Origin of the sequence: Microbaculum marinisediminis (genome assembly GCF_025397915.1) — a bacterium.
GTDB classification, from domain to species: Bacteria; Pseudomonadota; Alphaproteobacteria; order Rhizobiales; family Tepidamorphaceae; genus Microbaculum; species Microbaculum marinisediminis.
The window spans coordinates 392,248-410,029 of record NZ_JALIDZ010000005.1; the positions used below are offsets into that span (position 1 = coordinate 392,248).

Annotated in this window: 19 protein-coding genes; 4 read left to right on the forward strand and 15 right to left on the reverse strand. The window is 65.5% G+C overall.

Annotated elements, in window-relative coordinates; genetic code table 11:
- Positions 1–13: 13 nt before the first annotated feature.
- The gene (locus MUB46_RS13385) at positions 14–544 is read right to left on the reverse strand and encodes a GNAT family N-acetyltransferase (RefSeq protein WP_261616422.1); all 531 of its coding nucleotides are present in this window, start codon (positions 542–544) and stop codon (positions 14–16) included.
- Positions 541–1,116 (reverse strand): helix-turn-helix domain-containing protein, encoded by a 576-nt coding sequence (locus MUB46_RS13390; protein ID WP_261616423.1) that lies wholly within the window; start codon positions 1,114–1,116, stop codon positions 541–543. Before MUB46_RS13390 ends, MUB46_RS13385 begins: the two co-directional genes overlap by 4 nt.
- Positions 1,117–1,315: 199 nt before the next feature.
- Between MUB46_RS13390 and MUB46_RS13395 the strand changes: the two genes are divergently transcribed.
- Positions 1,316–2,047: a DUF1194 domain-containing protein gene (locus MUB46_RS13395; protein WP_261616424.1), complete on the forward strand. Its 732-nt coding sequence runs from the start codon at positions 1,316–1,318 to the stop codon at positions 2,045–2,047.
- Positions 2,048–2,105: 58 nt separating this feature from the next.
- On the opposite strand, the gene MUB46_RS13400 is transcribed toward MUB46_RS13395, so the two are convergent.
- The 13 genes from MUB46_RS13400 to pcaB all read right to left on the reverse strand — a co-directional run bounded on the left by MUB46_RS13400 (position 2,106) and on the right by pcaB (position 14,095).
- Positions 2,106–3,209 carry a branched-chain amino acid ABC transporter substrate-binding protein gene (locus tag MUB46_RS13400; RefSeq protein ID WP_261616425.1) on the reverse strand — a complete coding sequence of 368 codons (1,104 nt, stop codon included), beginning with the start codon at positions 3,207–3,209 and terminating at the stop codon, positions 2,106–2,108.
- A 124-nt stretch (positions 3,210–3,333) separates the two neighbouring features.
- Positions 3,334–3,693, reverse strand: coding sequence for a DUF6867 family protein (locus tag MUB46_RS13405; protein ID WP_261616426.1), 360 nt, complete (start codon positions 3,691–3,693; stop codon positions 3,334–3,336).
- 10 nt (positions 3,694–3,703) lie between these two features.
- Positions 3,704–4,459 (reverse strand): ABC transporter ATP-binding protein, encoded by a 756-nt coding sequence (locus MUB46_RS13410; RefSeq protein WP_261616427.1) that lies wholly within the window; start codon positions 4,457–4,459, stop codon positions 3,704–3,706.
- A complete protein-coding gene (locus tag MUB46_RS13415; protein ID WP_261616503.1) occupies positions 4,456–5,358 on the reverse strand; it encodes an ABC transporter ATP-binding protein in 903 nt (300 codons plus the stop codon). The genes MUB46_RS13410 and MUB46_RS13415 overlap by 4 nt, the downstream gene beginning before the upstream one ends.
- A 17-nt stretch (positions 5,359–5,375) precedes the next feature.
- Positions 5,376–6,749, reverse strand: coding sequence for a high-affinity branched-chain amino acid ABC transporter permease LivM (gene livM, locus MUB46_RS13420; protein WP_261616428.1), 1,374 nt, complete (start codon positions 6,747–6,749; stop codon positions 5,376–5,378).
- A complete protein-coding gene (locus tag MUB46_RS13425; protein ID WP_261616429.1) occupies positions 6,746–7,681 on the reverse strand; it encodes an ABC transporter permease subunit in 936 nt (311 codons plus the stop codon). Before MUB46_RS13425 ends, livM begins: the two co-directional genes overlap by 4 nt.
- Before the next feature lie 137 nt (positions 7,682–7,818).
- A complete protein-coding gene (locus MUB46_RS13430) occupies positions 7,819–9,141 on the reverse strand; it encodes a TRAP transporter large permease (RefSeq protein ID WP_261616430.1) in 1,323 nt (440 codons plus the stop codon).
- 13 nt (positions 9,142–9,154) lie between these two features.
- Positions 9,155–9,730, reverse strand: a complete 576-nt coding sequence (locus MUB46_RS13435) for a TRAP transporter small permease (RefSeq protein ID WP_261616431.1) — start codon at positions 9,728–9,730, stop codon at positions 9,155–9,157.
- 114 nt (positions 9,731–9,844) lie between these two features.
- Positions 9,845–10,876 (reverse strand): TRAP transporter substrate-binding protein, encoded by a 1,032-nt coding sequence (locus tag MUB46_RS13440; RefSeq protein WP_261616432.1) that lies wholly within the window; start codon positions 10,874–10,876, stop codon positions 9,845–9,847.
- Positions 10,877–11,095: 219 nt separating this feature from the next.
- Entirely contained in the window at positions 11,096–11,470 is a 375-nt protein-coding gene (locus MUB46_RS13445; protein ID WP_261616433.1) for a helix-turn-helix domain-containing protein, read from the reverse strand.
- Positions 11,471–11,560: 90 nt separating this feature from the next.
- Positions 11,561–11,950: a 4-carboxymuconolactone decarboxylase gene (gene pcaC / locus MUB46_RS13450; protein WP_261616434.1), complete on the reverse strand. Its 390-nt coding sequence runs from the start codon at positions 11,948–11,950 to the stop codon at positions 11,561–11,563.
- Between the two features lie 5 nt (positions 11,951–11,955).
- On the reverse strand, positions 11,956–12,735 hold the full coding sequence (pcaD, locus tag MUB46_RS13455) for a 3-oxoadipate enol-lactonase (RefSeq protein ID WP_261616435.1): 780 nt from the start codon (positions 12,733–12,735) through the stop codon (positions 11,956–11,958).
- A gap of 16 nt (positions 12,736–12,751) precedes the next feature.
- A complete protein-coding gene (gene pcaB, locus MUB46_RS13460; RefSeq protein WP_261616436.1) occupies positions 12,752–14,095 on the reverse strand; it encodes a 3-carboxy-cis,cis-muconate cycloisomerase in 1,344 nt (447 codons plus the stop codon).
- 128 nt (positions 14,096–14,223) lie between these two features.
- On the opposite strand from pcaB, the gene MUB46_RS13465 reads away from it, so the two are divergent.
- The 3 genes from MUB46_RS13465 to MUB46_RS13475 all read left to right on the forward strand — a co-directional run bounded on the left by MUB46_RS13465 (position 14,224) and on the right by MUB46_RS13475 (position 17,781).
- The gene (locus tag MUB46_RS13465; RefSeq protein ID WP_261616437.1) at positions 14,224–14,688 is read left to right on the forward strand and encodes an SRPBCC family protein; all 465 of its coding nucleotides are present in this window, start codon (positions 14,224–14,226) and stop codon (positions 14,686–14,688) included.
- Positions 14,689–14,892: 204 nt separating this feature from the next.
- Positions 14,893–15,384: a (2Fe-2S)-binding protein gene (locus tag MUB46_RS13470; protein ID WP_261616438.1), complete on the forward strand. Its 492-nt coding sequence runs from the start codon at positions 14,893–14,895 to the stop codon at positions 15,382–15,384.
- Positions 15,385–15,417: 33 nt separating this feature from the next.
- Positions 15,418–17,781 carry a xanthine dehydrogenase family protein molybdopterin-binding subunit gene (locus tag MUB46_RS13475; RefSeq protein ID WP_261616439.1) on the forward strand — a complete coding sequence of 788 codons (2,364 nt, stop codon included), beginning with the start codon at positions 15,418–15,420 and terminating at the stop codon, positions 17,779–17,781.
- The last annotated feature ends 1 nt before the right edge of the window (position 17,782 follow it).

Sequence of the window (17,782 nt, forward strand, 5' to 3'; positions counted from 1 at the left end):
AGGATACCGGCGCTCAGAGCACCTTGTACATGATCGTTGTCGGGTGGAGGCGCTCTTCGACGGGGTCGCGGCAGAAGTCGGGGATCGTGCCGACGGTGTGGTAGCCGAGCGAGGCATAGAGCGGCTCGGCCATGTCGCCGGTGCGGGTATCGAGCGTGATCAGGGTCCGGCCGAGACCGGCGGCGTGCCGATGAAGCGCGGCCATCAGCGCCTGCGCGATGCCGCGCCGCCGGTGATCGGGATGGACCAGCAGCTTGGTCACTTCGGCGCGGTGGGGCTGGTTCGGCGGGGTATCGGTATCGAGCTGCACCGAACCCGCGATCGTGTCGCCAGCACCGGCGATCCAGACGATGCGGGTGCCCGCGCGGACCGGCGGCAGCACCTTGCCACGCCAGTACGCTTCGGCATCGTCCCGTGAAAACGGCAGCACGAAATTGATGTTGGCGCCGGCATGGACGCAGGCATGGAGAAGGCCGGCGAATTCGCCGACGCGCGCCTCCAGATCGGTTTCGGATGCCACCGAGATGGCAGGGGCGTGGTTCATGTCCGCACCGTGAAGAGGATATATCGCGCGCCTGTATGACAGGGCGTGACGAATTCGCTGGGTCCGTAGAGCTGGTAGCGCAGGCAGTCGCCGGGTCTCAGGTCGTGCGCGTGGCCGTCGACGGTCATCCGGAGTTCTCCCTCGATCATTATCAGATGGTGTTCGAGACCCGGTCGCGGCGGGGCGTCGTAGGTGATCCGCGCGCCGGGCTCCAGGCCGCATTCCAGGCCCTCGCCGGCGAGTGCACCGGCGGGCGGGGAGACGATGCGACGGGTGAAGCCGGTGGTGGTGTCCGTCCAGACGGTCTGGGCGCCGCGGCGTACCAGGGGGGCGAAATCGTCCTCGACCATCAGCATCAGCCGCGACAGCGTCAGGCCGAAGGCGGTGCAGAGCTTGCCGAGGACGGCCGCCGTCGGGCTCACCTCGGCGTTCTCCAGCCGGGAGAGCGTGGCGCGGCTCACGCGGCTGCGGGCCGCGAGGCCGTCGAGCGACCAGCCACGTTCGCCGCGCAGTTCCTTGAGGCGCCGCGCGATACAGGTGTCGATTGACGACGCCGGTTCGGGAGCATCCATATTCGGGAATATCTCCCGAATATGGGAAAATCTCAAGAGAGCGGCTCCGGCCCCCGCACCGGCGGCTCTCGCAAGGGATTTGGTCGGCAGAATCCAACCGCCATCGTCGTTGATACAGTCGGTCTTGGTGATCGCGCGCTATGGTCGGCCGGGATCGGCTTCCTAGTTCTATGGAGATCACGACATCGAGGAGGGGCGGATGGTCGGCATTCGTGCGTGGGTTCTCCTGATCGCGATATCGGCCGCGTCCGTTGCGCTGGCCCGGCAGGAGGTCGATCTCGAACTCGTCCTGCTCGCCGATGCCTCGGGCTCGATCGATACCTCGGAGATACGCTTCCAGCGGCGGGGCTACGCGGCCGCCATTACCCATCCGGAGGTGCTCAACGCCATCGCGGGCGGCCTCCTGCAAAAAATCGCGGTCACCTACGTGGAGTGGGGCGACCATACCTCGCAGGCGGTGGTCGTGCCTTGGACCGTGATCGACGGCGCCGACGCTGCCCAGGACTTCGCCGACGCGCTCCTGTCGACGCCGCGGCTCGCCTACGGGCGAAACGCCATCGGCAGCGCGATCCGAAAGGGGCTCGCGCTGATCGAAGGCAACGACATCACGGGCCTGCGGAAGGTGATCGACATCTCCGCCGACAGCGCCAACAGCTGGAGCGGTCCTTCGATCGAGACGACACGCCAGGAGGCACTGGCGGCCGGCGTGACGATCAACGGCCTGGCGATCCTGTGCCGCTTGCAGGGCTGCGGCGGACGGCCGGTCGGCTACGATCTGGAGCGCGCTTTCGCGACCCGGATCATCATCGGGCCGGGCAGTTTCGTCGTGACCGTCGACGGGGAGACGAGCTTTGCGGAGGCTGTGCGGCGCAAGCTGGTGCTGGAGATCTCCGACCGGGGCGATGGTTTCACCGGAATGACGATCGAGTAGCGCAAAAAGAAAGCCCGGCGCGAGGCCGGGCTTTCCGTATCGGTTGTGGCAGTGCCGATTACTGCATGTAATCGTACTTGCCGTCCTTCCACTCGTAGAACACGTAGCCCGGCAGGGTCACGTCGCCCTTGTCGTTGAAGGACAGCTTGCCGAGGACGGTGTCGAAGTCGCCGGCGTTGAGCTTCTCGATGACCGCATCATAGTCGGTCGAACCGGCGGCTTCGGCGGCCTGCGCCCATGCCTGGATCGCGGCGTAGGTGTAGAGTGCGTAGCCCTCGGCCGTCTTGCCGGCCTTCTCCAGTGCCTCGACGACCGGCGCGGCTTCCGGATTCTTGCGCGGATCCGGCGAGAAGGTCATCAGCGTGCCCTGGCCGGCGTCGCCGGTGATCTGCCAGTACTCGTCGGTCACCAGCGCGTCACCCGAGACGAGGACGGTATCCATGCCCTGGTCGCGCATCTGGCGGGCCATGAGGCCGGCCTCGGTGTGGTAGCCGCCGACATAGAGAACGTCGATGTTCTCCTGCTTCAGCTTGGAGACGAGAGCGGTGTAGTCCTTTTCACCGGCCGTGTAGGCCTCGTAAAGGGCTTCCTGCTTGCCGGCCTCGTTCATGTACTTCTTGGTCTCGTCGGCAAGCCCCTTACCGTAGGCGGTCTTGTCGTGAACGATGGCGATGTTCTTGTCCTTGAAGTGTTCGGCCAGGAACTTGCCGGCGGTCTCGCCCTGCTGGTCGTCACGGCCGCAGACGCGATAGGTGCCCGGGCCGGGGCGATTGTCGGTATAGCTCGGGTTCGTCGAAGCCGGGGAGATCTGGATGATCCCTTCCTCGGAATAGACCTGGCTGGCGGGGATCGACGAGCCGGAGCAGAAGTGACCGGCCATCAGCGCGATGTTCTTGCCGACCATCTGGTTGGCGACGGCCACGGCCTGTTTCGGGTCGCAGGCGTCGTCGCCGACTTCCAGAACCAGCTTCTCGCCATTGACGCCACCGGCGGCGTTTATGTCCGCGACGGCCTGCTCGGCACCGGCCTTCATCTGCGCGCCGAAGGAGGCGTACTGGCCGGTCATCGGGCCCGTCGTGGCGATCGTGATATCGGCAAGAGCGGTGCCGGACATGAGGACGCCGAACGAAAGCGCCACACCGGTCAACAGATGTTTCTTCATCAGTTTACTCCCTCTCAAAATTTGGGCCGGGTTCGGCCCCTCGGTTTGTCCGGGACGAAGCCCGGTTAAGAATTTTATTACACGGATCAGAAGCAAAAACCACGGTCTGAGTGCCGCGGCGGAATCAAATGGCGTCCGTTACGCCGGGGCGTTTCTTCCAACCCAAGAAACCGGCCCGCTCATACAGCCAGCGATACTGGGTGACCATCTGGCGCGCGCGCGTTACGCGAAATCCAAGCCCGGCGATCGCGAGAAGAATCGCCAGATTGACCAGGTAGTAGTGAAGCGACAGCAGGGTTTCCTGAAACAGCGCGAAATAAAGAAAGCGAACCGCCGAGGTGAGCAGGATCATGTAGAGGACGATCTGCGCGACCGGACGCCAGGTGATGGCGATCGCGCGGCCCGACAACCACGCGGCGCCGCCGCCGAGGAACACGGTCATAAAGAGGAAAACGCCGAACGAACTTTCCCAGAGAATGCCCATCGTCCGCTCCTCAGTGCCGTCCGCCTTCGAGGTAGGCCGCCCGGACTTCCTCGCGTGCCAATAGTTCCTTGCCGGTGCCGCTCATGGTGATTGCGCCGTTGACCATGACATAGCCGCGATGCGCGAGCTTCAGCGCGTGGTAGGCGTTCTGCTCGACGAGGAAGACGGTCAGGCCCTCATTCCGGTTCAGCTCGCCGATGACCTCGAAGATCTGCTTGACGATCAACGGGGCGAGGCCGAGCGAAGGCTCGTCCAGAAGGAGCAGCCGCGGCCGGCCCATCAGCGCCCGGGCGATCGCCAGCATCTGCTGCTCGCCGCCCGACAGCGTGCCGCCGCGCTGGCTTTGACGGGACTTCAGCACCGGAAACAGCGCGAAGACGCGCTCGAGGTCCTCGTCGAAATGATCCAGATCCGCGGTGATCGCCCCCATCTGCAGGTTTTCCAGCACCGACATGCGCGGAAAGATGCGCCGGCCCTCGGGCGACTGGGCGATCTTCCTGCGGATGATCTCGTGCGTGGCCATCCGCGTGATGTCGACCCCGTCATAGGTGATGGTCCCGTTGCGCGCCTGCGGGTCGCCGCAGATCGTCATCATCAGGGTCGACTTGCCGGCGCCGTTGGCGCCGATCAGCGTGACGATCTCCCCCGGATTGACGTCGATATCGACGCCGCGAAGGGCGACGATCTTGCCGTAGTAGGTCTCGACTCCCCTGATCGACAGGAGCGGGGCCGAAGCGTCGCGAGTGGACTGGCCGTTGCCGATCATGCGTCTTCGGGCCCCTTGGTTACCGTCTCCACTTCGCGTTCGACCTCTTCGACCTCCTCGTCCTCGACGCCAAGGTAGGCGGCGATGACGGCTGCATCGTTGCGGATGTCCTCCGGCGAGCCGTCGGCGATCTTCTTGCCGTAGTCCAGCACGATCACATGGTCGGAAATCTCCATGACCACCGACATGTCATGCTCGATCAGGAGCACCGAGGTGCCGTGCTCGTCACGGATGAAGCGCAGCAATTCGTTCAGTTCGGCCGATTCCCGCGGGTTCAGGCCGGCCGCCGGCTCGTCGAGGCACAGAAGCTCCGGACGCGTGCACATGGCGCGCGCGATCTCGAGCCGGCGCTGGGCGCCGTAGGGCAGGTCGGCTGCCGGATCGTCGGCGCGGTCGACGAGCCGGATCCGTTCCAGCCAGTACTTGGCGAACTCCACGGCATCGCGCTCGGAGTGGCGGAAATGGGACAGGCCGAGCACGCCGCCGAAGGTGAAGTAGGAGGCCAGCATCAACGGATTGTGCTGGGCGACCATGAGGTTCTCCAGCACGGTCATGCCGCCGAACAGCCGGATGTTCTGGAACGTCCGGGCGACCTTCGCCTTGGCGGCGATCTTGAAGTCGGGCAGGCGTTCGAGCAGGTAGGTGTCGCCGTCGGCAAGGCGCATGGACAGCATGCCCTCGGTCGGCTTGTAGAAGCCGGTGATGCAGTTGAACACCGTGGTCTTGCCGGCGCCGTTGGGGCCGATGAGCGCGGTGATGTCGCCGCGGCCGGCGAGGAAGCTCAAATCGTCGACGGCGACGAGGCCGCCGAAGCGCATGGTCAAGTGGTCGACGGTCAGGATCGGCGTGATCTCCGGGCCCGCTGCTGTTGCGGCGTTCGCGCCGTTCGAAGGGGCCATGGTGGCTTGCGTCGCGCTCATCCGTGACCCTCGCCAACATAGTCGCCGGAGATCGCCTTGCGCTGGCCAAGCGATATGGAGGGCTGTCGCGTCGATATCAGCCCGCGCGGTCGCCACACCATGATGACGACCATGGCGAGGCCGAAGATCAGCATGCGGTAGTTCGTCGGGTCGAAGTTCTCGCCGAAGATCGCTTTCAGGAAACTCAGTTCGCGCAGGACCTCGAGACCGCCGATCATGACGACGGCGGCGATGACGACGCCGATCTGGCTGCCCAGGCCGCCGAGCACGACGATCGCCAGGATCAGCGCGGACTCGATGAAGGTGAAGGATTCCGGGCTGATGAAACCCTGTCGGGTGGCGAAGAACGATCCGGCGAAGCCGCCGAACATGGCGCCCGTGGCAAAGGCGGTGAGTTTCGTGCTGGTAGTGTTGATGCCCAGCGATCGGCAGGCGATCTCGTCCTCGCGCAGGGCCTCCCAGGCCCGCCCGACCGGCAGCCGGCGCAGCCGGAGCGTGACGAAGTTGGTGATCAGGGCGAGGATAAGGATCAGGTAATAGAGGAAGATGATGCGGTGCATCGGGCTGTAGTCGAGCCCGAAGAAGGCCGCGAAGCCGTCGTCGCCGCGCGTGAATTCCAGGCCGAAGAAGGACGGCCGCGGAATCCCCGAAATGCCGTCCGGGCCGTTGGTGAACTCGTACCAGTTGAGCAGCACGACGCGGATGATCTCGCCGAAGGCGAGCGTAACGATGGCGAGGTAGTCGCCGCGCAGCCGCAGGACCGGGAAGCCGAGGATGATGCCCCAGAACGCGGCGAGGATGCCGGCGAGCGGCAGACAGATCCAGAAGCCGAGGTCGAAGTAGTGGGCCAGCAGAGCGTAGGAATAGGCGCCGACGGCGTAGAAGGCGACGTAGCCGAGGTCGAGCAGGCCGGCGAGGCCGACGACAATGTTCAGGCCCCAGCCCAGCATCACGTAGGTGAGGACCAGGATCGACATGTCCATCATGTAGCGATCGGACATCGGCAGGAACGGAAGCACGATCGCGGCGGCGAGGAGGGCCGGGCCGACGACGCTGCCCAGGCGTTCGGCGTGCCGGGCGAGCGGCCGGCCGCCCGGTCGGCGGTACCACTTTTCCCCGATCGGGAAACGGACGATCTTGCGCCAGACGAAGACGTCGAGCAGCAGTCGCCCCACGAACACGACCGCGACGGCGCCGATCACCACCGGCCAGTCGGTGATAATGACGAGGCCGCTGCCGCCGGGCTCGACGGTGGTGCGGAGGCCCATGATCGGTGCGGCCAGCGCAAGGGCGACGAGTGCGGCAAGCCCCGCGTCCTTGACGGAGTCGGCTATTCCGCGCTCCGGCGGCGGCGAAGAGACCGTCGTCATACCTTCTCCACCTCCGGCTTGCCGAGGATGCCGGAGGGAAGGAAGATCAGCACGATCGCGAGGATGGAGAAGGCCGCCACATCCTTGTATTCGATGGAGAAATAGGCAGACCAGAAAGTCTCGATCAGGCCGATCAGCAGCCCGCCGAGCATCGCGCCCGGCAGCGAGCCGATGCCACCAAGCACGGCGGCGGTGAACGCCTTAACGCCGGCGACGAAGCCGATATAGAAGTCGATGACGCCGTAGTAGAGCAGGTACATCATGCCGGCGACGGCGGCGAGCGCCGCGCCCATGACGAAGGTCAGCGAGATGGTGCGGTCGACATTGACGCCGATCAGGGCGGCCATCTTGCGGTCCTGCTCGCAGGCGCGCTGGGCGCGGCCCAGAGAGGTCTTCGCGATGATCAGCGAGAAGGCGACCATGAGAATGAGGGTCGTCGCCACGATCAGGATCTGGATATAGGACAGGTTGACGGCGAAATTGCCCTCGGGGGAAACCTTTTCCATGATCGTGAAGTTGCCGGAAATCAGCGGCTGCAGCGGCTTCACGCGCGCGCCCTGGACGACCTGCACGTAATTCTGCAGCACGATAGACATGCCGATCGCCGTGATAAGCGGCGCCAGACGGAACGAGGTGCGCAGAGGCCGGTAGGCAAGGCGCTCCACGGTCCAGCCGTAGGCGGCGGTCAGCGCCATGGCGATCATGAGGACGAGCAGCAGCGCGAAGATCAGAAGCAGAAACGAACTGCCGGCGGTGACACCCAGCAGGATGATGAAGATCAGTGCGATAAACGCGCCGATCATGAAGATGTCGCCATGGGCGAAATTGATCATGCCGATGATCCCGTAGACCATCGTGTAGCCGATCGCGATGAGCCCGTAGATCGAGCCCAGGGTCACCCCGTTGATCAGCTGCTGGAGGAAGTACTCCATACCGCTTCTAACCCCCCTGTGTACGTCGCGCTGTTTGTTGGTGCGCTTACGCAAGTTCAGCCTGTTTGTAGGCCGTAGTACCTCTTATCAAGGCTGCAGGGAGGTGACAATCACACAACTGCCACGGGCCGAGAAAATCAGCCGAGCATCCGTGGCAGGAACAGTATGATCGCCGGAACTAGCGCGAGTAGGGCGATACGGATTATCTCGGCGATCAGGAACGGCACGACGCCGCGATAGGTCTGGCTCAGCGGAATATCCGGCGCCAGCGAGTTGATGATGAAGATGTTCATCCCCACCGGGGGCGTCACAAGCCCCAGTTCGACCGTGATCAGGACCAGGATGCCGAACCAGATGGCGGTCTCTTCGGGCCCCATGCCGAAGTCCAGCGTCATGATCAGGGGGAAGAAGATCGGGATCGTGAGCAGGATCATGGACAGGGAGTCCATGACGCAGCCGAACACCAGATAGGCGAGGAGGATCAGGACCAGCACGATCCAAGGGCTGAACCCGGCTGCGGCGACCCATTCCGCGGTGGTCTGGGGCAACTGCGCGAACGCCAGGAAGGTGTTGTAGACCTGAGCCCCGAAGATGATGAAATAGATCATCGCCGTCGATGTCGCGGTGGCGAGCAGGCAGTGCTTGAGGCCCTTCCAGTCGAGCTCGCCGGAGCGCAGCGCCAGCAGACCGGTGCCGGCGGCGCCCACCGCGGCCGCCTCCGTCGGCGTGAACCAGCCGACGTAGATCCCGCCGATGACGAGCAGGAAGATCAGCGCCACCGGCCAGACGTCCAGGATGGCGGCGATGCGGCCGCGCAGTCCCACCCGTTCGCGGATCGTGGCGGCCGAGGGGTCGAGGCGCACGTAGATCGCGACCACGATCATGAAGCCGACCGCGGCCATGATGCCGGGAACGACGGCGGCAATGAACATCGTGATGATGTTCTGCTCGGTGAGGATCGCGTAGATCACCAGCACGATCGAGGGCGGAATCAGGATGCCGAGCGTCCCGCCGGCGGCCAGCGAGCCGGTCGACAGGGCGCCCGAGTAGCCGTAGCGGCGCATTTCCGGCAGCGCGACCTGAGACATGGTCGCGGCGGTGGCCAGAGACGAGCCGCAGATGGCCCCGAACCCGGCGCAGGCGCCGATGCCGGCCATGGCGATGCCCCCCCGGCGATGCCCGAGAAAAGCCGCGGCCGCCTTGAACAGCGATTCCGACATGCCGCCCTTGGTGGCGAACTGGCCCATCAGCAGGAACAGCGGGATGATCGACAGGCTGTGACCGGAGAAGACGTCGTAGGTCAGCGACTTCAGGCTCGCGAGGATCGGAACCCAGCGGTCGGTGACGATCGCGGTGCCGCCTACGCCGCACAGCAGCATGGCCAATCCGATCGGCACGCGCAGGAAGATCATCCCGAGCAGGATGGGGATCGAGATCAGGGCGATTTCGAAGCGGTCCATCGGCGCTCTTCCCCTACCGGTCCTCGCGGCCGGCGGCGACCTCGTTGATCGAGCGCCACACGGTGTAGAGCGACGTTGCCGCGAAGACCCAGAGGCCGACGGCGGCCCCGGCATAGCCGTACCAGACCGGCATCTGAAGGATCATGGTCGTTTCGTTGTAGCTGAGCTTGTCGGCGAGGCCGAGCTGCAGGCGCCACGCGATCAGGACGGCGGCGCCGGTCATCAGCACGTTGCCGACAAGGGTCAGCGCCGCCTTGGCGCGGTCTCCCAGCCGGGTCAGGAAGACGTCGACGGTGACGTGACCCCGGTTCAGCTGGCACCAGGGCAGGAAGGCGCAGACGGCAACGGCGCAGCCGGCGGAGACCATCTCGAAATCTCCGGGAACCGGTCCCAGTCTGTCGAAGGGATAGACATCGAAGACACCGACCAGAGCGCGGCCGGTGATGCTGAACACCGTCATGATCACCAGCGCCAGCAGCAGGAGGCCTCCAAGCAGGGCCAGCGTTGCTGTAATCGCTCTGACGATCCGTCCGACACCGGCTTCGAGCCCCGGCGCCAGACCGGGCATGGATTCCGCGTCCCTCGCCATGATGCCGTTTATCCCCACCGCCCGACGGGGCGGGCAGTCGAGCCGCCCCGTCGTAGTTCCTGTCGTAGTCTACGCCACCGTTTCGCGAACGGCGGGATTATTCGAGCGTGGTCGTCAGTTGCTGTACTTCTCGATCAGCGCCTTGGCGTCGTCGTACATCGCCTGACCGTCATAGCCCTTTTCATTCATCTCGGCGATCCAGCCTTCGACGACCGGCTGGGAGGCTTCCTGCCAGCGGGCGACCTCGGCCTCGTCGAGCTCGATCATCTTGTTGCCGCGCTCGGTGGCGATCTTCAGGCCCGGCGCGTCGCCTTCGTCCATGACGCGGCCGACCCACTTGGATGCCTCGCGGCCCGAGTTGGCATCGACGATCTTTTTCAGGTCGTCCGGCAGGTTGTCATAGGTGTCCTTGTTCATCGCGAAAACGAAGAAGCTCGTGTAGAAGCCGCGATCGCCCGCGAACGAGGTGTGGGTATCGACGAGCTCGGCCACCTTGAGCGGCGCGGTCACCTCCCACGGGATCACCGTGCCGTCGATGACGCCCTTGGAGAGGGCCTCTGGAACCGCGGGTACCGGCATGCCGACAGGCGTCGCGCCGAGGTTCTCGATGAGCTTGTTGACCATGCGGGTGGGGCCGCGCAGCTTCATGCCCTTCAGATCCTCGAGCTTCTGGACGCCATCGCCCTTGGCGTGGATCAGGCCGGGGCCGTGGGTGTGGACGGCGATGATGTGGACGTCCTTGAATTCGTCCTTCAGGTATTTCTCGTAGTAGTCCCAGGCGGCCTGCGACGTGGCCTCGGCACTCGTCGGCATGAACGGCAGCTCGAAAGCCTCGGTGCCGGGGAAGCGGCCCGGGGTGTAGCCGGGCAGGGTCCAGATCACGTCGGCGACGCCGTCGCGCACCTGATCATAGAGAGCGGGCGGGGAGCCCCCGAGCTGCATGGAGGGATAGAACTCATAGTCGATGCGGCCGTTCGACTCTTCCTTGAGCTTCTCGGCCCAGGGAACGATAAAGTTCTTCGGCACCGGCGCCGGTGCCGGCAGGAACTGGTGGATCTTAAGCACGACGTCGGCGGCCGAAGCCGGCAGGGCCGGCGCGGTCATCATCGCGACCGCGGCCGCGATGGCGAAAACAGCACGTTTCATGATGTCCTCCCAAATCAATCGTCGAACATCCGCGCGGGACGCTGCGTGGGCGACGATTTCCTGACGGGAAGGCTAGTTGGCGGGACCAACCATCGCAAGCGACACGGCGGCTCACCCACCGGAATTTGGTCGGAAACCGATCATTTGTTCGAATTGCGGACAATGCAGGCGGCAAAAAGGCCCTGTTTTTGCATTGAAATTAAAGAAAGAGGGAGTCCGCTAGCTGTCCTGTTCGGTCTTCTGCGCCAGCATGTCGAGGCTGAATTCGATCCGCTCGATCAGACGGCCCATCTCATCGTGGTGGCTGCGCAGCCGTTTGAGTTCGCCCTTCAGGAGCGCGATCTCGTGGCGGCCGCCCGGCGGGACGGTGCCTTCACCGCCGATCAGCCAGGTCGGCGTGACGTCGAGGACCCCGGCCAGCATGAACAGGCGGTTGGCCCGCGGGGCGCTGCGGCCGTTCTCCCAGGAGGCGAGGGTGCGGGTGGTGACTCCGAGACGACGCGCGACCTGAGCCGTCGAAAGGCCGGCGGCTTCGCGCGCGCTCTTCACCCGGTCCGCGGTGGTCGATGGTTTGGACGCCTTCCTGCGGGCCATCACAAACTCCTCGTCTTGTGTCGCGGCCGGATGACCGCCACTTCGCCAATAGCATTCACGGGATGCGGGCTTGCGACCGTTTGCGGCGTTTCATGAGCCGGATGCGTCCATTTCGGCAAAGACTTCCTTGGCGGCCTTGAAGGCGGCGTTGGCCGCCGGCACGCCGCAATAGATCGCCGATTGCAGGAGCGCCTCGATCACCTCCTCGCGCGGCACGCCGCAGTTCACGGAGGCGCGCAGGTGCATCTTGAGCTCCTCGTGATGGCCAAGAGCGAGCAGCATGACGATGGTCAGCAGGCTGCGGGTGCGCCGGTCGAGGCCGGGGCGTTCCCAGATCTCGCCCCAGGCATAGCGGGTGATCAGGTCCTGGAAATCCCGGTCGATGTCGCTGGTGCGGGCGATGGCACGGTCGACGTGGGCGTCGCCGAGCACGGCGCGGCGGTTCGTCATGCCGTTCGCGTGGCGGGTCTTGTCATCCATCGTTGTCAGGCTTTCAGAAAGGTCGAGACGGTTTCGTTGAATTCGGCTTCCTGCTCGATGTTGGACAGGTGGGCGGCGTCCAGCACGACGAGGCGCGATCCCTTGATCGCGGCGTGGATCTCCTCGGCGTTGGCGACCGGCGTCGACGGATCGTGCCGGCCGGCGACGACCAGCGTCGGCAGATCGATCGCCGCGATCGCGTCGCGCAGGTCGATGTCGCGCAGGGCGGCGCAGCATCCCGCGTAGCCGGCGCCCGGCGTCGCCTTGATCATCGCGCGGATGCGGTCGACGGCGGCCGGCTGCTCGTCTTGGAACCGCCTGGTGAACCAACGGTCGACGACCGGCTCGACAAGCGGAGCCATGCCGGTGGACAGCACCGTGTCGATGCGCTGCTGCCATGTTTCGATGTCGCCGATCTTGGCGCCGGTGTTGCAAAGGACCAGCTTCTCGAAGCGCTCGGGCGCGTTCACGCCGAGCCACATCCCGGTGACCCCGCCCATCGAAAGCCCGCAGAAATACGCCTCGTCGACGCCGGCAGCATCCATCACCGCGAGGGCGTCGCGGCCGAGGTCGTCGAAGCTGTAGTCCCCCGACGGCGCGTCCGACTGCCCGTGGCCGCGGGTGTCATAGCGCAGGATCCGGAAATCGCGGCCGAACATGGCGGTCTGCGCATCCCACATCCGTAGATCGGTGCCCAGCGAGTTCGAGAACACCAGCCACGGCCCGTCCGGGCTGCCGGAGATTTCGTAGTGGATCGTTGCCCCGTTCGCGGCGGTCTCGGGCATGGCTGGCCTCCTTTTGTCAGTTTCGTATTGTCTTCCAGCGCGAGACGACCGTGTCGACCGTCGCTTCGGCGATGCCGAGATAGGTGGACGGATCGAGCGCGGTTGCGATCCCCTCCAGACCCAGACCGTCGACGATCTCGTCGGTCTCCCGGCAGATGTCCGCAAGTGGGCGATTTTCCGCGATGGCGCGCCTGGCGGCGGCCTCGACGACGTGATGGGCCTCCTGCCGGCCGAGCGTCGGCGCCAGCGCCATCATCAGCGCCTCCGACATCAGAGTGCCGTTGCCGATGTCGAGGTTGGCGCGCATGCGCTGCGGCCGCACCTCGAGATCGGCGATCGTCTCGGTGACGTGGCCGAGCGCGCCGGCGGCGATTTCGAACAGATCCGGCAGGATGGTCCATTCCGCGTGCCAGCCGCCGGCGCCGCGCTCGTGCTCCTGGGGCATGGCCGAGAGGAGGGCGGAGGCGAGGCCGCTCGCCCGCATCGCATTGGCGCGCACGGCGGGAGCGGCCACCGGATTGCGCTTCTGCGGCATGGTCGAGGAGCCGCCGCGGCCGGATCCGGCCGGCTCGGCGGCCTCGCCGACCTCGGCCTGCATCAGCAGGGCGATGTCGCCGGCGATCTTGGCGAGGGCTTCGGTGAGGATCGCGAGTTCGGCGCCGATCCGGGCGCCGCGGTCGCGAGCGGTGTGCCAGGCGATGTCGGGAACCGGCAGATCGAGCCGACGCCCGAGCTCTTGCCGCACCGTGGTGGCCTTGCTCCCGATCGCCGCGAGAGTGCCGACGGCGCCGCCGAACTGCAGGACTAGTCCCTGCTCGGCAGCGGTTTTCAGGGCCGCGCGGCAGCGCATCACCATGTCGAGCCAGCCGGCGACCTTGAAGCCGAACGTGATCGGCAACGCCGGTTGCAGCAGCGTGCGGCCCGGCATGACCGTGGAGCGATGGGCCTCGGCCTGGGCGGCCAGCGCATCGCCGAGCGCCAGCGTTTCCCTGTCGATCAGCGCCATGGCCTCGCGGAACATCAGCGCATTCGCCGTGTCGATCACGTCCTGGCTGGTGGCGCCCCAGTGGACGCAGCCGCGGCCGGGTTCGGCACAGTGGGCGGTCAGCGCCTTGACGAAGGGGATGGCCGGATTGCCGGCGCGCCGGGTCGCATCGCCGATTGCCGCCATGTCCGGTTCGAAGCTGGCGCAGGCAGCTGTTATCGCGGCGGCCGCGTCGGCGGGGATCAGGCCGGCGTCCGCCTCGCTTGCCGCCAGCGCCGCCTCGAAGGCGAGCATGGCACGAACGCGTTCTCGGTCCGAGAGCACGGTCTGCATCTCGGCGGAGGCGAAGAGCGGGGACAGCAGATCGGATCGCACGGGCGCCGCCGGACTGATCGGGACAAGGTTGGCGGACTTTAGTCGCAGGCGGGCGCGAATGTCACCCGTCGACTTCCTTTCGCGGCGGTTCGCGCTAAACTCCGCGCCAAAGAGGGAGGTTTGCACACATGGCTATGACGATGACTGGCGAGTACACGATTCCTGCCGACCGGCAGACCGTGTGGAACGCGCTCAACGACCAGGACGTGCTGGCCGCCAGTATTCCCGGTTGCGAGAGTTTCGAGAAAAAGAGCGATACCGAGTTCAGCGCTGTGGCGACCGTCAAGATCGGCCCGGTGAAGGCGAAATTCAAAGGCGACGTCACGCTGTCGGATATCGACGCGCCGAACAGCTACAGGATATCCGGCCAGGGGCAGGGCGGGGTCGCCGGCTTCGCCAAAGGCGGCGCCACCGTCTCGCTGAAGGATGGCGAGGACGGCGGCACGGTCCTCACGTACGACGTGGAAGCCCATGTCGGCGGCAAGATCGCGCAGGTCGGCCAGCGCCTCATCAACGGTGCGGCGAAGAAGACCGCCGACCAGTTTTTCGAGAATTTCCGCAACCGGTTAAGCCCGGACCAGAATGCGGCCTGACGCGCCGCAGCGTCACCCTTGACCATTTGTCGGCTTGACCGGCTTCTGGAATGGGTAAAAAATCGGCGCAAAACAATATGCGTAGCAGGGAGGCCAACAAAAAATAAGCAAGATTCGCGGGATTTACCCGCATTCTCATTGAATATTTTCCCGGCACACACACGGAGTTCAGGCCGGTTTCCGACCGCCTGAGGGAGGAACGAAATGCCGAAAATATCGATGACCGTGAATGGTCAGGCGGTCTCCGCCGATGTGGAGGCCCGCATGCTTCTCGTGGACTTCATCCGCGAGCGACTCAGACTTACCGGTACACATGTCGGTTGCGATACCAGCCAGTGCGGCGCCTGCGTCGTCCACGTGGACGGACGCGCGCTGAAATCGTGCACGACGCTCGCCGCCCAGTGCGACGGCGCTTCGGTGACGACGATCGAGGGGCTCGCCAAGGGTGACCAGCTTCACCCGATGCAGGAAGCCTTCCGCGACAATCACGGCCTGCAATGCGGGTTCTGCACGCCGGGCATGATCATGTCGGCCGTCGACATGGTGAACCGGCACGGCGGCAAGCTCGACGAGGCGACGATCCGCCACGAGCTCGAAGGCAACCTGTGCCGCTGCACGGGCTACCACAACATCGTCAAGGCAATTGCTCAAGGCTGCGAGGCGATGGCCTCAAGCGGCCGTATCGCAGCTGAATAATATCGATAATTCAAGTCTCTGGGAGGAGACGTCATGAGTGCGACCGGAATCGGTGCCCGTGTGAAACGGGTCGAGGACCAACGCTTCATCACCGGCAAGGGCCATTATGTCGACGACGTGAACCGGGAAGGGCAGACCTACGCCTATTTCCTGCGCTCGCCGCACGCCCATGCCCGGATCAAGGGGATCAACGCGAGCCAGGCGACCGCCATGGCCGGAGTGCGCGCCGTCCTGACCGGCGAGGATCTCGCCGCCGACGGGATCGGCCCGCTGCCGTGTGGCTGGATGATCCATTCCAAGGACGGATCGCCGATGGTCACGCCGGGCCATCCGTGCCTGGCCCAGGGTAAGGTGCGCTATGTCGGCGACCCGGTCTGCGTCGTCATTGCCGACTCCATCGAGCTTGCCCGTGACGCGGCCGAGCAGATCGACGTCGACTACGAGGTGCTGCCGGCCGTCGTCGACGTGGCCAAGTCGCAGGAGTCAGGCGTCGTCGTCCATGACGAAGCGCCGCGCAACACCGCCTTCGAGTGGGAGCTCGGAGACAAGGGGGCGGTCGAGGCGGCCTTTGCCAAGGCGCATCACGTCACCAAGATCGATCTCGTCAACAACCGCCTGATCCCGAACGCGATGGAGCCGCGGGCGGCCGTTGCCGAATACGATTCCGGTGCCGGCCACACAACCGTGTGGACCACCAGCCAGAACCCGCATGTGGCGCGTCTGGTCATGTCGGCGTTCCTCAACGTCTCGCCGGAACACAAGCTGCGCGTGATCGCGCCGGACGTGGGCGGCGGGTTCGGCTCGAAGATCTACGTCTATCCGGAAGAAACGGTGTGTGCCTGGGCGTCGAAGAAGATCGACAAGCCGGTCAAGTGGACGGCCGATCGCACCGAGGCGTTCCTGTCGGACGCGCACGGGCGCGACCACGCCACCCGCGCCGAGCTGGCAATGGACGAGCGGGGGCGGTTCCTGGCGATGCGGGTGAAGACGCTGGCCAATGTCGGCGGCTACATGAACCTGTTCGCCTCCTCGGTGCCGACCTACCTGTACGCCACGCTGCTGTCGGGCCAGTACGATATTCCGGCGATCTACGCGGAAGTGGACGCGGTCTACACCACGACGACGCCGGTCGATGCTTATCGCGGCGCCGGACGCCCGGAGGCGACTTTTGTGGTCGAGCGGCTGGTGGAGGTTGCCGCCCGTGAGATCGGCGTGGACCCAGCGACGCTGCGCAAGCGCAACTTCATCCGCAAGTTCCCGCATCAGACGCCGGTGATCATGGCCTATGACATCGGCGACTATAACGCCTCGCTCAGCAAGGCGATGGAGGTCGCCGACTACAAGGGCTTCGGCAAGCGCAAGCGCGAGGCGGCACGGCGCGGCAAGCTGCGGGGTATCGGCTTCTCGACCTATATCGAGGCCTGCGGCATCGCGCCTTCGCAAGCGGTCGGATCGCTTGGCGCCGGCGTCGGCTTGTGGGAATCCGCCGAGGTCCGGGTCAACCCGGTCGGCACGGTCGAGGTCCTGACCGGCTCGCACAGCCACGGCCAGGGTCACGAGACGACCTTCGCCCAGCTGGTCGCCGACCGTCTCGGCATTCCCTTCGAGAACGTCTCGATCGTCCATGGCGACACCGACAAGGTGCAGTTCGGCATGGGCACCTACGGCTCGCGCTCCGGCGCGGTCGGCATGTCGGCGATCTCCAAGGCGCTCGACAAGGTCGTGGCCAAGGGCAAGAAGATCGCCGCCCACCTGCTCGAGGCGGCGGAAGCCGACATCGACTTCAAGGACGGCAACTTCACCGTGAAGGGCACCGACAAGGCGATCGACTGGACGTCGCTGGCGCTCGGCGCCTATGTGGCGCACAGGTTCCCGCCCTCGGAGATCGAACCGGGCCTGAAGGAGACGTCGTTCTACGACCCGACGAACTTCACGTTCCCGGCCGGTTGCCACGTCTGCGAGGTGGAGATCGACCCCGACACCGGGGTCACCGATATCGTCAACTGGGTCGCCGTCGATGATTTCGGCACGGTCATCAATCCGATGATCGTCGAGGGTCAGGTGCATGGCGGGATCGCACAGGGGGTCGGCCAGGCGCTGCTGGAAGGTACCCGCTACGACAGCGACGGCCAGCTGCTTTCGGGCTCGTTCATGGACTACACCATGCCGCGCGCCGACAACCTGCCGAGCTTCACCGTGGACACGACCGTCACGGAGTGCCCGTCGAACCCGCTTGGGATGAAGGGGTGCGGCGAGGCCGGGGCCATCGCGGCGCCGGCGGCCGTCGTCAACGCCGTCACCGACGCGCTCGGCCACGAGGACCTGGCAATGCCCGCAACGCCACAGGCTGTCTGGCGGGCGGCCCGGAAAACCGCGCAGCGCGCGGCCGCCGAATAAG

What these genes read in the sequence shown, in the direction of transcription:
- MUB46_RS13385 (WP_261616422.1), bottom strand. Translation starts at nt 544, where the DNA reads ATGAACCACGCCCCTGCCATCTCGGTGGCATCCGAAACCGATCTGGAG.
- MUB46_RS13390 (WP_261616423.1), bottom strand. Translation starts at nt 1,116, where the DNA reads ATGGATGCTCCCGAACCGGCGTCGTCAATCGACACCTGTATCGCGCGG.
- MUB46_RS13395 (WP_261616424.1), top strand. Translation starts at nt 1,316, where the DNA reads ATGGTCGGCATTCGTGCGTGGGTTCTCCTGATCGCGATATCGGCCGCG.
- MUB46_RS13400 (WP_261616425.1), bottom strand. Translation starts at nt 3,209, where the DNA reads ATGAAGAAACATCTGTTGACCGGTGTGGCGCTTTCGTTCGGCGTCCTC.
- MUB46_RS13405 (WP_261616426.1), bottom strand. Translation starts at nt 3,693, where the DNA reads ATGGGCATTCTCTGGGAAAGTTCGTTCGGCGTTTTCCTCTTTATGACC.
- MUB46_RS13410 (WP_261616427.1), bottom strand. Translation starts at nt 4,459, where the DNA reads ATGATCGGCAACGGCCAGTCCACTCGCGACGCTTCGGCCCCGCTCCTG.
- MUB46_RS13415 (WP_261616503.1), bottom strand. Translation starts at nt 5,358, where the DNA reads ATGGCCCCTTCGAACGGCGCGAACGCCGCAACAGCAGCGGGCCCGGAG.
- livM (WP_261616428.1), bottom strand. Translation starts at nt 6,749, where the DNA reads ATGACGACGGTCTCTTCGCCGCCGCCGGAGCGCGGAATAGCCGACTCC.
- MUB46_RS13425 (WP_261616429.1), bottom strand. Translation starts at nt 7,681, where the DNA reads ATGGAGTACTTCCTCCAGCAGCTGATCAACGGGGTGACCCTGGGCTCG.
- MUB46_RS13430 (WP_261616430.1), bottom strand. Translation starts at nt 9,141, where the DNA reads ATGGACCGCTTCGAAATCGCCCTGATCTCGATCCCCATCCTGCTCGGG.
- MUB46_RS13435 (WP_261616431.1), bottom strand. Translation starts at nt 9,730, where the DNA reads ATGGCGAGGGACGCGGAATCCATGCCCGGTCTGGCGCCGGGGCTCGAA.
- MUB46_RS13440 (WP_261616432.1), bottom strand. Translation starts at nt 10,876, where the DNA reads ATGAAACGTGCTGTTTTCGCCATCGCGGCCGCGGTCGCGATGATGACC.
- MUB46_RS13445 (WP_261616433.1), bottom strand. Translation starts at nt 11,470, where the DNA reads ATGGCCCGCAGGAAGGCGTCCAAACCATCGACCACCGCGGACCGGGTG.
- pcaC (WP_261616434.1), bottom strand. Translation starts at nt 11,950, where the DNA reads ATGGATGACAAGACCCGCCACGCGAACGGCATGACGAACCGCCGCGCC.
- pcaD (WP_261616435.1), bottom strand. Translation starts at nt 12,735, where the DNA reads ATGCCCGAGACCGCCGCGAACGGGGCAACGATCCACTACGAAATCTCC.
- MUB46_RS13465 (WP_261616437.1), top strand. Translation starts at nt 14,224, where the DNA reads ATGGCTATGACGATGACTGGCGAGTACACGATTCCTGCCGACCGGCAG.
- MUB46_RS13470 (WP_261616438.1), top strand. Translation starts at nt 14,893, where the DNA reads ATGCCGAAAATATCGATGACCGTGAATGGTCAGGCGGTCTCCGCCGAT.
- MUB46_RS13475 (WP_261616439.1), top strand. Translation starts at nt 15,418, where the DNA reads ATGAGTGCGACCGGAATCGGTGCCCGTGTGAAACGGGTCGAGGACCAA.